We start from the raw sequence: 13,805 nt of genomic DNA on the forward strand, positions 1-13,805 counted from the left end.
CGAATTTACCATCAAATTTTCTTCATACTCATTTATTGGCTTGATATTAACATGGTAATACTGCCCTTTTTATCTATTCATAGAAGTTACATTTTGTCAAAAAAAATTAGATGCGTTTCCCCTGGCCATAGAACAGAGTGATCGGATCACAACAGAAATTTTTAATTCATCTAAATACACTGAAGAATCAAAAGACTACCCATCTAGAAAACAGGAAGTTGATAAAGAAGATGCGACATGGAATAGCACTTGTACACAAGCATTAAAATCTCTAGAATGCCAGAATGTTAAAGAAAGATTAAATGCAGCAAATGAAAATTTAAAGCCATTATTAAGAGTAAAACGCTTTGAAGAATATACTAAAAAAATTAAAGACTATCAAGAAAATATCAAAACCTATGATGAAAATAAAAACTATAGTGAGAAGAAAAAACGTAATTTTAAAAGTCTGCAAGCATCAGCAATTCGTAAAGACAATAAGTCAATAATTTCTGATTTTCACGATGTAATTAGTGAAGGTGTAAAACGACAACAGCAAAGCTCAGAAGGTTATATCTTATTTCCCTTGGAAAAGTTATTAAGTGGCGACCAATTTGCAATTACGGCCTTTTTAATTGCTTTTCTTGTCGATGGTATAGCAATCTTGTTTGGAATGGATTCTGATGAAAATAATGGCAATAAGTTTAAAGATCTTCTTGTTATGATTTCTAGAAATATTAGGAATGAGGCGCATAGTTTTTTACCAAGGCAGATTTCTTTTTTCTCACACATTATAACCAATATAATTAGCTCATTATCAGGTGCTATTCAGAAATTAATTTCTGTTATTTTTATTGGAATTAGCAAAATTTTCTATCCATTTTCTCTGACAAGAAATATAAATACATTACAAATTGAAGGGACAAAACAAGACTTTATCTATTTGCTCCTTGATAGTCTGGATGAAACAAAGATTGAAGGATATCGCCTTATTGACAGAAAACAACTTGCCTTATATTCTTCGGAAAATGATTCTTTCAAGCGTGGTTATCAAACACTAATAGAAAGAATGATTATTTTAAAATGGATTGAAATGACAAACGAAAATGATTATAAAATAATAGAGTATGTAAAGTTCCATGATTGGTATGTCAATGAAATGAATAAAACGACTGATTATGAAATACACAGTGTTCCTTACCCAGACAAATTTTACACCATAGTAAGTATTCCAAAACAAAAAAGCTTTTTTGCTAAAACTTTTGCCAAAATGGTTGGGGTATTCAGTTTGCACACAGAAAGACGCTGAAGACGTTTATTATCTACTGAAAACCCCTGCGAAGATTCGGTTTCTCAGTTGTGAACCGATTCTGGAAGACATTGATTTATCAGAATGGTTGGATGAGTTTATTGGTGCGGGTATCTGTGATGGTTGCGGAAAGGAAAAAAGTCAACTATACGGTGTTGATGCTTATCCTGTATGTGGTGTAGCAATTTGTGATCAATGCGCTTCCAGACTACATTGGGTCATATTAGGGGGAGAGTCAGGGGCAAATGCTAGAACTACTCATCTTGAACATTTGCGTTCGCTCCTAAATCAATGCCAAAAAGCCAACATTCCTCCATTTATCAAACAACTTGGTGCTAAACCAATATTGAATAACCAACCCTATAAAATCAGCGATAAAAAAGGTGGCATTTTATCTGAATTTCCAGAAGATTTACAAATTAGGGAGTTTCCAAATGTCTAATCAAGATAATCAAAGGTTAAATAACTGCAAAAGTTGCAACTCAAAGAATACAAATAAAATATGGCGGCTGAGTAGCATAAATAATCAAATTGCTATCAATCAGCATCGTCTCTCCCGAATAAATTGCGATCTTGGCGTTGTTCACGCTGCCAAACAACTGGATCAGCAATTTCTGCAAAAGGATTTAACGCCACCGCCTGCGCCAATGCTTGCGCCAAACCTTCGCGCCTTACTTGGTTTGAAGTGATAGGCGTTTTCTCTCGTGCTTTTTGTTCTAGAGCGGCGGCATGGTGTTGAATTTGTTGCAAAATAGGGTTCATAGCTGTCGTTTCTCTAGTACCGACGATATCTATATTACAGGATTACAGGAGTTCGCGGTAAACGTAAATCTCAGTGGCTGTGAGAGGTGTCCATATTGTTAAAACGAGTAGAGTCAGCTTTAGGATCGCAACCTACGATCATGATGCGTTGACCCATTTCAGCCATAGCGGCTAAAGTATTTTGAGAAGTGGTAGATTTACCGATACCGCCCTTGCCGTAGAAAGCTATCTGTCTAATTTTTTCTTCAGTCATTGTTCGTGTTTCCTAGAATTAGTTAATTGGTGGTTTTGTCTGGTTCTCACGGCCAAAGTTCTACGGCGGTGAGCGTTTGTAGAACGTCGCTATCTATGGAGGCGATCGCTCTACAGAAAATTTGGTGGTGTTCATGGTGTTTATTGGGTTGTAGGATTTTTGTTTGTTGTCAGTTATTTTTTGTTAATGACCACTGACTAATGACTAATTTCTAAACTGCTTCGACAATAATTTCTTTACTGATGCGATCGCGTAATCTCGCTTCAATCGCAATCTTTAAAGTGGCTGTGCTGCTAGAACATGAACCGCAAGCACCTTTAAGAATGACTTTAATCTTATCGCCTTCAACATCATAAAGTTCTACATCTCCCCCGTCGGCGATTAAAACAGGTCGGACTTCTTCATCTAATACTTTTTGAATCAGAGCAATTTTTTGAACTGTAGTTAATGGTCTTTGTGGCTCTGAACTGGAAATTTCTGTTTTAGCTTTCGCCATGTAGCTGTGGAGATTTTTGTTGGCGGCTTCCTGCTTTACTTCTCTTATTATATCATCAATCTTCGTTAAACAGGAACCGCATCCGCCACCAGCTTTTACATAATTTGTTACTTGCTCTGCACTGAAGAGATTGTTTTGTGCAACTGCTTTCTTTATCTTAGCATCAGTTATTCCGAAACAGCTACAGATGAGGACACCTTCTTCATCGTCATGTGCCTCTAGAGGAATGCCACGATAATTATAAATCGCAGCTTCTAGAGCTTCTTGACCCATAACAGAACAGTGCATTTTCTCTTGAGGTAAACCACCTAAATAATCAGCAATTTCCTTATTTGTTACTCCTAAAGCTTCATCTAAAGTCAGACCTTTGACCATTTCAGTTAAAGCGCTTGAAGATGCGATCGCACTGGTACAACCAAAAGTTTGAAACCGAGCATCGAGAATTTTATCTGTTGCTTCTTCAACTTTCAAATGTAATCTTAAAGCATCACCACAAGCAATACTTCCCACTTCACCAGTTGCCAGTTTCACACCAGCTTCGCCAGTTTCTTCAATAGCACCCTGGTTTTTGGGATCGTAAAATAACTCTAATACTTTATCAGTGTAGTCCCACATAGTTAATTTTAGATTTTGGATTTTAGATCGGTGATTCGTAATTTTTGATTAGTCAGCAGTCAGTTTTTACTTGCTACTGACCACTGACTAATGACTAATGTACGGGCGAAGCATTCGGAGAAAAGCCTTTGGGAGAAACCGATAATTGATCGCCCGAATGCTTCGCCCCTACGGATTGTTGTTGTAACCAATCGGCGTTATCATTTTTGAAGGGAGATAAAGCTCGGAGACGGTCAACAATTTCCGGCATTACTGCTATTACTTGATCAATTTCAGCTTCGGTTGTGTAGCGAGAAAGACTGAAGCGAATCGAACCATGTAAAGTAGTGTAGGGTAAACCCATTGCTCGTAAAACATGAGAAGGTTCAAGAGAACCAGAAGTACAAGCAGAACCAGAAGAAGCACAAATACCGTACTTATTTAAAGAGAGCAAAATTGCCTCACCTTCAATATATTTGAACCCGATATTTGTAGTATTTGGTAATCTATGTTTGATATCACCATTTACTTCACAGTCAGGAATTTTGGATAGAAGAGATTTCTCTAAATAATCGCGCAACTTTGTTAATCTCTGAGATACTTCTTCTAAATGTAACAGTTCTAATTCCGCAGCTTTGCCAAGAGCAATAATTCCCGGAACGTTCTCTGTACCGCCTCTGCGTCCTCGTTCTTGATGTCCACCAACTAAGAGAGGACGGAAACGAACCCCACGTCTCACATACAAAGCACCAATACCTTTAGGAGCATGAATTTTGTGACCAGATATAGTTAACATATCTATGGTGCTGGTCTTCATATTCAAGGGTATTTTGCCTACCGCTTGCACTGCATCAACGTGGAAGAGAGCGCCGTATTCCTTAACCATAGCACCAATTTCTTCAATTGGAAATATCGTGCCGGTTTCATTGTTGGCATACATCATTGTTACCAAAGCAGTATTACCAGTTAGAGCAGCTTCTAACTCACTCAAATCCATTTGTCCATGAGAATCTACCGACAAATAGGTAACTTGATAACCTTTAGATTCTAATTGTTTGCAGACATTTAAAACTGCCGGATGTTCTACTTGGGAAGTGATGATATGACGTTTTTCAGGTTGAGCTAATAAAGCAGCATGAATAGCAGCATTATCGCCCTCAGTTCCGCAACTGGTAAAAACAATTTCTGATTCGTCTGCTCCCAGTAAAGCAGCAACTTGTTCTCTAGCTATTTTTACAGCCTTCCCAAGTTGTCCACCAAAAGTGTGCATACTAGAAGGATTAGCATAATAGTCCGTCAAATAAGGCATCATTGCCTCAACAACTTGAGGATCTATTTTAGTGGTGGCATTATTATCAAGATAGATACAATTATTTTGCATGATTTTCCATATAAAAGTATAAAGTAGGGGCGAAGCATTCGGGCGATAAATTATCGGTTTTGTCAAAGACTATTTTCCCAATGCTTCGCCCTTACAGGGGCGATAAATTATCGGTTTTGTCCAAGACTATTTTCTGAATGCTTCGCCCTTACAGGGGCGATAAATTATCGGTTTTGTCGAAGACTATTTTCCCAATGCTTCGCCCTTACAGGAGTCAGAAATTCAGAAGGAAGATAAATATAAATATTCTCTATTTCCTATTTCCTCTTAACTGTTACCTGTCACCTATATAACTATTGGTCCTTGATGCTTTTGCAATTGTTGGGCAATCTTTTGGGAATAAGATTTATACCAATTCTCCCAATAGTCTTGCTTATTGGTTAACTTTGCTCTCACACGGTTGTAAGTAGCAAACCAACTTTCCCAATAATCACTAGGTTGTTTAACGCAACCATCAACAGTAGGACAACTGGCTTTACATTGAGGTACGGTGTGAATACTACCAGCGCAATTTGTGCAAAGTTCCGAGTCAATCCAGTAATTACCGTCAACTTCTTGAATTGCACCGGTAGGACAAACAGATAAACACAACTTGCAGGAAATACACTGGCTAGTAATTTCGTAAGCCATGATTATTTACCTTTGTGGGAATTGGTGAAGAGGTAATAGGTGATTGGTAATTGGTGATTGGTGATTGGAACATATTACCCATTCCTATTACCCATTACCTATTACCCATTACCCATTAGCCTTAACATATTGCTCGTAAAATTCTAAAGCAACCTTTTCAATTACGTCATAGGCTTCAACAGTTTGGATTCCTGCTGCTTCTAGTTTTTCCTTGGGACAATTGCCTATTTTCGATACCAAGACTGCTTTACAATCTGCAATTGATTTCATTATATTGTCTGCGGTAGCTGCTTCGCTGTAACCACCTTGACAATATTGATCAATCTTGCGGTGACTAACAAAACGAACTTCATTACCATCAACTTCATAAACTTGAAATTCTTTGGCGTGTCCGAAATGTTGGTTAACTAATCCACCACCTTTTGTTGCTACTGCAATCAAGATTTTAGGACTATTAGCAGATTTTTTGCCAGTTGATGCTTTATCTTTTGCAGCCTTAATTTCTTCTCTAAATTTCTCAATCCCTTCGTGAACTTCTTGACGAGTTTCAAAGTTATATTCTGGAGCCATTTCCATGAACTTATCTTTAGTAAATTCTTGGCTACGATCTTCTCCTAATAATCCTACCGCATCGGCTCGACACTGGCGACAGTGGCGCATCATTTTCATGTTACCAGAACAGCTATCTTGAACTTCTTTCAGTTCTTTTCCTGTTGGTCCACGTTGACCAGTTAAACCGAAATGTGTACCATGTTCTGGTGCAGAAATGAGCGGCATAATGTTGTGTAAGAATGCTCCTCTTTCACGAATAGCCTTATTAACTTCTACCAAATGTTTGTCATTAATTCCGGGAATCATTACGGAATTAACTTTGCATAAGATATCAGCTTCTTTGAGAGCTTGCAATCCTTCCAATTGTTTTTCTAGAAGAATTTTTGCCCCTTCAATCCCTCTGTAACGTTTGCGTTTATAGTGAACCCAAGAATAGATTTCTGCACCTATTTCGGGGTCAATGGTATTAAGGGTGATAGTAACGTGATCTATATTTAATTGCTTGATGCGATCAATATGTTCTGTCAGCATCAAACCGTTAGTAGATAAGCACAATTTAATATCTGGTGCTTTATCGGCAATTAATTCAAAAGTCCGAAAAGTTTTTTCTGGATTAGCCAAAGGATCACCAGGACCAGCAACTCCCAACACAGTCATTTGAGGAATTTTTCCGGCAATTACTAACACTTTATGGGCAGCTTCTTCCGGTGTGAGTAATTCACTCACTACTCCAGGACGACTTTCGTTAGCGCAATCATACTTGCGGTTACAATAGTTACATTGAATATTACAAGCTGGAGCAACGGCAACGTGCATCCGTGCATAGTGATGATGAGCCTCTTCACTATAGCAGGGGTGTTTAGAAATGCGTTCTATGAGTTTTTCATCCATTTCTGGAGTTGTGGTGCTGTCGCAACCGCAAGCAGCAGATGTAGCAGGGGCGATAATGGCATTCTCAAAGTCGGAGGTGAGAATATCTGTAGCAGGTAGTGTCATTGAATTTCGCTGTTGGAGGTGGACTTGAGAGCCACTGTGGGAGATGCTTTTACTACTGCCAATATCTAAATTATTTTAGACATGGTGCTAATCTCATCCCTCCACTCACTTTTGACTGCTAACTTGGTTTTGTTAAGGAGCGTTAAGTGATTGGCGATAAATGATTTATAGCAGCCCTTTTTTTTGCCCCCCTTCGTTGACAGGGGATAGAACTTATTGGATTTATTATGTTTGTACTCAAATCCTTAAATCCTTGCATTGCAACGATACAAAAATTAAAAAAGATTTTTTCGGGTAGGGGTACGAGTATTTATAGTGAGGGGTACGAGTATTTATCATGAGGGGTTCAGGATTTCTTTGTACTCATCTCCAAGTCAATACCTGTAAGGATTTCAGCTATCTTTTTATTGGGTTTTCTTGATATTCGACTGTACTCAACTTTTCGGCAAATTATCCTGAAAACTCTTGTTTATCAGGGATTTGAGGATAAAAAACTGGAGTAAGACTAATCCGACTACTCCAGATCCGAGCGAAATTCAATTCTGTATACAACCTATCATTTTTTTTCGGGTAAAAATGCAATTTATATTTTTTTAATTTTTCGATTATTAATGATATAAATTGTAGCTGTACATCTTGCTGTATAAGGAATATACCTTTGCTATATCATCTATATTAATGCAGATAATTTGCAAAAGATTTAATTTTTTGATCATTATTTATTGGTGATTAGTTATAATTTTGTTAGCCATAAACTTTCGATTATTACTACTATATATATATAGTGAACAAACCAAATTAGGGAAAATGTGATGAAAGCTGTTATTATCCATATAGATATAAAAGGTGTGAAACTTCTGTTCAATGAGCCTGTTTCTGCCAGAAAAGTTGTAAACTGAATAATAAACAGATTTGATATACATTACTAACTAAGCGTAATTCCCAATGACCACTAAACGCCATTACCACATTATTACCTTCGGTTGCCAAATGAATAAGGCCGACTCTGAGCGCATGGCTGGCATCTTAGAGGACATGGGCTTTGAGTGGTCAGAAGACCCAAATCAGGCAGATTTAATCCTTTACAACACCTGCACCATTCGGGATAATGCGGAACAAAAGGTATATTCTTATTTAGGTAGACAGGCCAAACGCAAGCAAGAAGAACCTGATTTAACTTTGATTGTTGCTGGTTGTGTTGCCCAACAAGAAGGGGCAGCTTTACTGCGACGGGTGCCAGAATTAGATTTAGTCATGGGACCCCAACACGCTAACCGTCTGAAAGATTTGCTAGAGTCGGTTTTTGCAGGTAATCAAGTTGTCGCTACTGAAGAAGTTCACATTTTTGAAGATATCACCCAACCGCGTCGGGATAGTCAAGTCACAGCTTGGGTAAATATCATTTATGGCTGTAACGAACGTTGTACTTATTGTGTAGTTCCTAACGTCCGTGGTGTGGAACAGTCTCGCACACCAGAAGCGGTTAGATCCGAAATTGAACAGTTAGCGAGACAAGGGTACAAAGAGATTACGCTCTTGGGTCAAAATATTGACGCTTATGGACGAGATTTACCCGGTTCTACTCCCGAAGGTCGTCACCTGCACACATTGACAGATTTACTTTATTATGTACATGATGTACCGGGCATTGAACGCATTAGATTTGCCACGAGTCATCCGCGTTATTTTACAGAAAGATTAATTAAAGCTTGTGCAGATTTGCCCAAGGTATGCGAACATTTCCATATTCCCTTTCAGTCTGGTGACAATGAGCTTTTAAAAGCTATGTCACGGGGTTATACACACGAAAAATATCGCCGGATTATTGATACTATTAGAGGATATATGCCAGATGCGTCAATTAGTGCTGATGCGATTGTGGGTTTTCCCGGTGAGACAGAAACACAGTTTGAAAATACTTTGAAATTGGTGGAAGATATCGGTTTTGATTTAGTGAATACTGCGGCTTATTCACCCCGTCCTGGCACACCTGCGGCTTTGTGGGATAATCAACTCAGTGAAGAGGTAAAAAGCGATCGCTTGCAAAGATTGAATCATTTAGTTAATATTAAGGCAGCCGAGCGATCGCAACGTTACTTTGGCCGCATTGAAGAAGTATTAGTAGAAGCGCAAAACACCAAAGACACAAATCAAGTCATGGGAAGAACCGGCGGAAATCGGCTTACGTTCTTTACTGGTAATATTAATGAACTTAAAGGACAAATAGTCAAAGTCAAAATTACCGAAGTTCGGGCTTTTAGTTTAACTGGAGAAGCAGTAGAAGTTCGTCAACCAGTGACAGTTTAAAAAAAATACAGGAGTATGGTGTCAGCTATACTCCCCGTCCGTAATCTCAGGCAAAAAACCTGAAAAACGACTTTGCATGGGGCGTTATGCTTCGCTAACATACCCTAACAGGTAGATTTTAATATTTCTAACTCCTCTCTCACAGATAATGATTGATAACCCAAAGCAAAAGCCTGGGAACTATCTAAAGAAACATCTTTTGGCCTTGGTGCTGCCATTTTCACATCTGCCTGCAAACAGGATTTTAATTTATCATTTGGAAGTTGTAAGATTTCAACTAATATTTTCCCAAATTCATAACGGGAAATTCTCTCTTTTCCACCTAAATGAATGATCCCATTAACCTTTTCTAAAGCTAATAATAACCCTTTCGCGGCTGTATTTGCACTAACCGGAGTGCGAAATTCATCTATAAATAAACTTAGTTCTTTTCCGTCTTTCAATATTTGGATAAATTGCTGAATAAAGCTTTTAGCTGTGGGTGTTTCCCTGCCAAACATTAACGGCATTCGACAAATAGCCGCTTGGGGATATACTTTTAATATACCTGCTTCAGCTTCGACTTTTTGTTCACCGTAAATATTAACAGGTGATACTTGATCTATTTCTTGATAAGGTGCATTTAAACCATCAAAAACTAAATCGGTAGAGGTAAAAGCTAAAGGTAAAGAATTATCAGCACAAAGTCCCGCAATATCACAAGAGGCTGTAACATTGATTTTATAAGATTCCTGGGAATGAAGTTGACAATAATTTGGTTGAGATTGGGCAGCAGTGTGAATTACTGCATCCGGTTTGATATCATTAAATATCCCTTTTAATTCCTGAAAGTCTGTTAAATTAACTTTCACCATTTTCATATCAGGTATTTCTAGAAAATGGGTATGATATGTACCATAAACTTCCCATCCTAGCTGCGCTAATTGACAAAGATGCCAACCTAGAAATCCACTAACACCTGTAATTAAAAGTTTTTTCATATATCATATATATTTGATTCTCAACTACAATAACTTGATTTCTCTCCGTGCCTCTGCGCCTCTGCGTGAGAAAGAAAAATGTAATTAATTCACCCAAAAATAGCTGTAATTCAATCTCACGCAAAAAACCCCAAAAACAACTTTGCGCCTTTGCGTGAGAATCATTGGTGTCAACTTAACGCAAAATCTTCATCCCGCAAGAAACTCAAGTTCCTTGCTAATAGCGAAAGTCATCTAAAAGATGACTAAATACTAGGAAAATTTATTAGTCCGTTTTAACGGACTTGAGCTATGAGACAGGGAATTTATTCCCTGGCGGGTGTGGAAGCTAAACAAATAAGCCACTTGTACTGAGCTTGTCGAAGTATCTGTAACCTAAGTTGACACCAATGCGTGAGAATATCTGACTACAGAGTTTGGAAATAAGCCTCCAAAGCCTCATGTACCAAATCAGTCATCGGTCGTTCTTGTTTTTCCGCCGTTTCCTTGAGTTGCGCGTAAAAATCATCCCGCAGACTGATGCGGTGACGGGACTTACCGCTGCTAGTAGGATCTCCTGGTGTGTAATCAGCCACAAATTCCCTAATTGCATCAAAACCCAATCTGTCGCAAAAATCCCCAAAACTTTCTTTCGGTGTCCGCGACTTTTTAAAGAAGACAAAAATCGGTTCTAGAAAACTTTCAAGATCATTGTGGTGCAGTCTTTCCACAAAAGGTTGCGCTAACCGAGTTTGATTTGGTGAACCACCCAACCATACTTGATAAGACTCCACAGCGCTACCCACCAAACCCAATTCTGCCATATAAGGACGAGCGCAACCGTTAGGGCAACCGGTCATCCTCACCACAAAATGCTGATTTTGTAAACCTAATTTATCTAATAAAGCCCGAATTCGTTCTAAAATTCCAGGAATGGCTCTTTCCGATTCTGTGATTGCTAAACCGCAAGTAGGTAAAGCCGGACAAGCCATAGCATAGCGGGTTAATGCTGCTATTTGGCTAGGATCAGCAACAACGCCACATTTATCCAGAATCTCTTGAATTGCTGCTTTATCTTCTGGTGCAATATCGTAAAATAGCAGGTTTTGATTACCTGTGAGCCGAATAGGCAGATTAAATTGCTCAACAATTGTCCGCAAAGCGGTTTTTAGTTGGAATGTTCCGTCATCTTTCACACGCCCGTTATCAATGGAAATACCCAAAAATAGTTTACCATCGCCTTGTTCATTCCAGCCCAAGAAGTCCTTATATTTAAACTGGATCAGAGGTTTAAAAGGTTCGAGTTTTTTGCCAAGGTATTCTTCTACCTGAGTGCGGAATTTATCTACACCCCAATCATTAATTAAGTATTTTAACCTCGCGTGTCGTCTGTCCGTGCGATCGCCATAATCTCGTTGTGTCGCAACTATAGCCTTTACAAGATTATATACATCAGCTTTGGCTACATAGCCAATGGGGTCAGCGGCTCTGGCAAAGGTTTCTTCTTTATTATGAGTTCTCCCCAAACCACCACCAGCAAAAATATTAAATCCTGCTAATGCACCTTTTTTATTGGTAATCACTACCAACGTCAAATCTTGGGAATATAAATCAACGGAATTATCTCCCGGAACTGTGACGCAAATTTTAAATTTGCGGGGCATATAGTGAGTTCCATAGATGGGTTCTACGGAATCATGAAGAATAGTACCATTACCGTTGGTTTGTCGGGCTGCTTTGACATCTGGATGTTCTTGAGCGCTAATGGCTTTTTCCCCATCTAACCAAATTTCATAATAAGCACCGGTTTGGGGAGAAAGTAAATCAGCGATATTTTGGGCATATTCCCAAGCATACTGATATTCTGAGCGATTTTTAAAGGGGGCTGGAGGAGCCATAACGTTGCGGTTAATGTCACCACAAGCGCCCAAAGTTGAACCGAGATTTTCGACAATTGTAGCGATCGCCGCTTTCAGGTTCTTTTTTAAGATACCATGTAGCTGAAAGCCTTGGCGAGTAGTAGCTCTGAGGGTATGATTACCATATTCATCAGCCAGTTTGTCCAAAGCCAAATAAAGCTCAGGGGGTACTAAACCACCGGGATTTTTTGTCCGCAGCATCATTTGGTAATCTTTTTCCTGACCCTTGATGCGGTTATCACGGTTATCCTGTTGATAAGAACCGTGAAACTTGAGAATCTGAATTGCGTCTTCACTAAAGTGGGTAGTGTCCTCAAGGATTTCCGTGGCTACAGGTTCACGTAAAAAATTACTATTTTCTTTGATACCTTCGACTTTGGAAGGCTGACGATTGGTCGTAGGAGAAGCAGCAGTGTTAACCATTACGGTAGATACGTTTCTGAATAAAGCGGTAGACAAAATTAAAATTAAGCAATTAATAGCACCTATTTGGCTAAATAAACTACTTAAAATCAGTCGGAATTATGAATATTATTTTGATTTTAACATGGTCAGAGGCCACCTTGATCAAGCGGCGGTTAGAGTAGCTAACTACTCCAACCAGCAAATATTCGCATTGCCTTAGACCAAAGACAATGAGTAGACTTGACCATCAATCAACAGTCGCGTAATCCCTTTAGCTTGTAAATGGCTACTAGCTTTATGGAGCATTTGACTATCGGGAACTTTAATCACGCGATCGCGCTTAGTAGAAAAGCGTTTAGCTACACGATGGTTATCAAAAATTGGCAGTGTTTTCTGTTGATTTTCCAAACTAGGAATGAGACCCAAATCACCAAAATCCTTGAGTGGCCGGGTAATTAACTCCGCAGAACGATCAATTACCAAATAGCAAGTTTTCGGTAAATTAGCGACTGACAATGGTAAAACTTGTACAGATACTTCCCCATTTCCCCGTCTAGTAACTAGGGGTTTTGGAGCTTCATAGTCTTCGTCCTCAAAGTCCTCCTCATCCTCATACAAATCATCATCTAAATCGTCATCTTCTAAATCATCAGGTTCATCCAACAAATCTTCATCGAGAATTTCCGCAAACAGACTCGGCTGTGAATATCGAGTTTCTACCTCTATCTTTGGTTTGGGGACAATGGGCGTTTCCGTTGGCTTGTGTCTAACAATTTCCAGTTCTTTGACAATAGGAGTTTCCTTGATAACAGGAAGCTTGGGTTTTTCCACTGCTGAGGAGCGTGTTTTCACCCGTCTATTAGCCGGAATCGGTTGATCAAAATCAAAATCATTCTCTGGTTCTGGTTTTGGTAATGCTTCTGCTTCTATTGTGGGCTTTTCTACTTTTGGGTTCAATAACTCCCCACCACTGCTGACGCTGCTAGAAGCCTCTACTAGCAATGGTGGTTGGGTCAACAGCGGTAACTGCTCATAACTTACCTGCGCTCTGCCTTCAGGGGTTCTAGCAGCACGTTTTAAAGAGACGAGAAATTCGTACTCTTCTTCTGGTAAGGTACTTTTAAGCAGACGGCTAATTGTAGAGTTACTCACACCATAGCGTTCTGCTAAAGTCGAGGTTGTTTCCGCAGTTTCTCGATATAGCTTGAGAATTTCTTGTTTGTCAGAATCTGTTAATTTTCTCACGGTAGACACCAAAATTTG

General features: G+C 39.0%; 12 protein-coding genes. 3 read left to right on the forward strand and 9 right to left on the reverse strand.

Features of this window, described 5'->3' with window-relative positions; all coding sequences use genetic code 11:
• Nucleotides 1-565 precede the first annotated feature (565 nt).
• Nucleotides 566-1,288: a hypothetical protein gene (locus FJR09_RS22755; protein ID WP_168654196.1), complete on the forward strand. Its 723-nt coding sequence runs from the start codon at nt 566-568 to the stop codon at nt 1,286-1,288.
• Nucleotides 1,230-1,730 (forward strand): DUF5131 family protein, encoded by a 501-nt coding sequence (locus FJR09_RS22760; RefSeq protein ID WP_254433198.1) that lies wholly within the window; start codon nt 1,230-1,232, stop codon nt 1,728-1,730. The genes FJR09_RS22755 and FJR09_RS22760 overlap by 59 nt, the downstream gene beginning before the upstream one ends.
• Nucleotides 1,731-1,825: 95 nt before the next feature.
• Here FJR09_RS22760 and FJR09_RS22765 read toward each other — a convergent pair whose 3' ends face one another.
• From FJR09_RS22765 to nifB, 6 genes are all read right to left on the reverse strand, one after another.
• Nucleotides 1,826-2,050, reverse strand: a complete 225-nt coding sequence (locus FJR09_RS22765) for a hypothetical protein (RefSeq protein ID WP_053540238.1) — start codon at nt 2,048-2,050, stop codon at nt 1,826-1,828.
• A 70-nt stretch (nt 2,051-2,120) separates the two neighbouring features.
• Nucleotides 2,121-2,303 (reverse strand): AAA family ATPase, encoded by a 183-nt coding sequence (locus FJR09_RS22770; RefSeq protein WP_041458116.1) that lies wholly within the window; start codon nt 2,301-2,303, stop codon nt 2,121-2,123.
• Nucleotides 2,304-2,514: 211 nt separating this feature from the next.
• Nucleotides 2,515-3,414 (reverse strand): Fe-S cluster assembly protein NifU, encoded by a 900-nt coding sequence (nifU, locus tag FJR09_RS22775; protein WP_168653570.1) that lies wholly within the window; start codon nt 3,412-3,414, stop codon nt 2,515-2,517.
• A gap of 94 nt (nt 3,415-3,508) precedes the next feature.
• Nucleotides 3,509-4,774, reverse strand: a complete 1,266-nt coding sequence (gene nifS / locus FJR09_RS22780; RefSeq protein ID WP_168651148.1) for a cysteine desulfurase NifS — start codon at nt 4,772-4,774, stop codon at nt 3,509-3,511.
• Between the two features lie 285 nt (nt 4,775-5,059).
• On the reverse strand, nt 5,060-5,404 hold the full coding sequence (locus tag FJR09_RS22785) for a DUF362 domain-containing protein (RefSeq protein ID WP_015081224.1): 345 nt from the start codon (nt 5,402-5,404) through the stop codon (nt 5,060-5,062).
• Between the two features lie 108 nt (nt 5,405-5,512).
• On the reverse strand, nt 5,513-6,952 hold the full coding sequence (gene nifB, locus FJR09_RS22790) for a nitrogenase cofactor biosynthesis protein NifB (protein ID WP_015081223.1): 1,440 nt from the start codon (nt 6,950-6,952) through the stop codon (nt 5,513-5,515).
• Nucleotides 6,953-7,897: 945 nt separating this feature from the next.
• Between nifB and miaB the strand changes: the two genes are divergently transcribed.
• Nucleotides 7,898-9,259 (forward strand): tRNA (N6-isopentenyl adenosine(37)-C2)-methylthiotransferase MiaB, encoded by a 1,362-nt coding sequence (gene miaB / locus FJR09_RS22795; RefSeq protein WP_168651142.1) that lies wholly within the window; start codon nt 7,898-7,900, stop codon nt 9,257-9,259.
• 104 nt (nt 9,260-9,363) lie between these two features.
• Here miaB and FJR09_RS22800 read toward each other — a convergent pair whose 3' ends face one another.
• The 3 genes from FJR09_RS22800 to FJR09_RS22810 form a co-directional block, all read right to left on the reverse strand.
• Complete coding sequence (locus FJR09_RS22800) at nt 9,364-10,239, reverse strand: NAD(P)-dependent oxidoreductase (RefSeq protein WP_168651143.1); 876 nt, start codon at nt 10,237-10,239, stop codon at nt 9,364-9,366.
• 407 nt (nt 10,240-10,646) lie between these two features.
• Nucleotides 10,647-12,560: a sulfite reductase, ferredoxin dependent gene (gene sir, locus FJR09_RS22805; RefSeq protein WP_015081220.1), complete on the reverse strand. Its 1,914-nt coding sequence runs from the start codon at nt 12,558-12,560 to the stop codon at nt 10,647-10,649.
• Between the two features lie 198 nt (nt 12,561-12,758).
• Nucleotides 12,759-13,787 carry a transposase gene (locus tag FJR09_RS22810; RefSeq protein ID WP_041458114.1) on the reverse strand — a complete coding sequence of 343 codons (1,029 nt, stop codon included), beginning with the start codon at nt 13,785-13,787 and terminating at the stop codon, nt 12,759-12,761.
• Nucleotides 13,788-13,805: the final 18 nt, after the last annotated feature.

The sequence above is a fragment of the Dolichospermum sp. UHCC 0406 genome, from assembly GCF_009712025.1.
GTDB classification, from domain to species: Bacteria; Cyanobacteriota; Cyanobacteriia; order Cyanobacteriales; family Nostocaceae; genus Dolichospermum; species Dolichospermum lemmermannii.